Genomic DNA, 552 nt, shown 5'->3' with positions numbered 1-552 from the left:
GAAGCCCATCGACTCGTAGAGGGCGGCGGCGCCGGCGTTGTCGACGACGACCTGGACGTAGGCGCGCGTCGCACCTCGGGCCGCACCCCAGTCGAGCAGCGCGCCGCACAGCGTCCGGGCGTGACCGCGGCGACGCCGGTCGTCGGCCACCCGCACCGCCGACATGCCGAGCCAGCGGGTGCCGTCGGGCGCCGAGGTGACGGCGGCACGACCGACGGCGGCGTCGCCGAGACGGCCGAACGTCACCTTGCCGTCGAGCACCGCGGTCAACACGTCGACGGGCACGTCGCGCTGATAGATCTGCAGCCACCGGTCATCCGGATGCGGTGACAGGTCAATCGCCGCGGGGTGCCCGCCGGCCGGGAGCGCACGCGTCATCACGAGCGACTCGATGTGGGTCGGCGCCGACGCAGGCAGCCGCACCAGCCGGTCGGGCACCGAGAGCCACGGCGTCAGTCCGCGCTCGGTGTACCACTCGACGATGCCGGGCAGCGCGCGCAGGTCGGCGCCGGCCAGCAGCGGCAGCGCGGAGTTGCCGCGGTGCGTGTGGCC

The 552-nt window shown here is 74.8% G+C and carries 1 protein-coding gene; it reads right to left on the bottom strand.

The annotated features are described in order from the left end of the window. The coding region (locus Q2100_RS31070) for a GNAT family N-acetyltransferase (protein ID WP_302917101.1) at positions 1-552 on the bottom strand (552 nt) is incomplete at both ends.

This window comes from Mycolicibacterium arseniciresistens (assembly GCF_030519285.1).
Taxonomy (GTDB): domain Bacteria; phylum Actinomycetota; class Actinomycetes; order Mycobacteriales; family Mycobacteriaceae; genus Mycobacterium; species Mycobacterium arseniciresistens.
The sequence above is the reverse complement of the archived record's forward strand: the minus strand, read 5'-3'. Positions and strand labels throughout refer to the sequence as shown.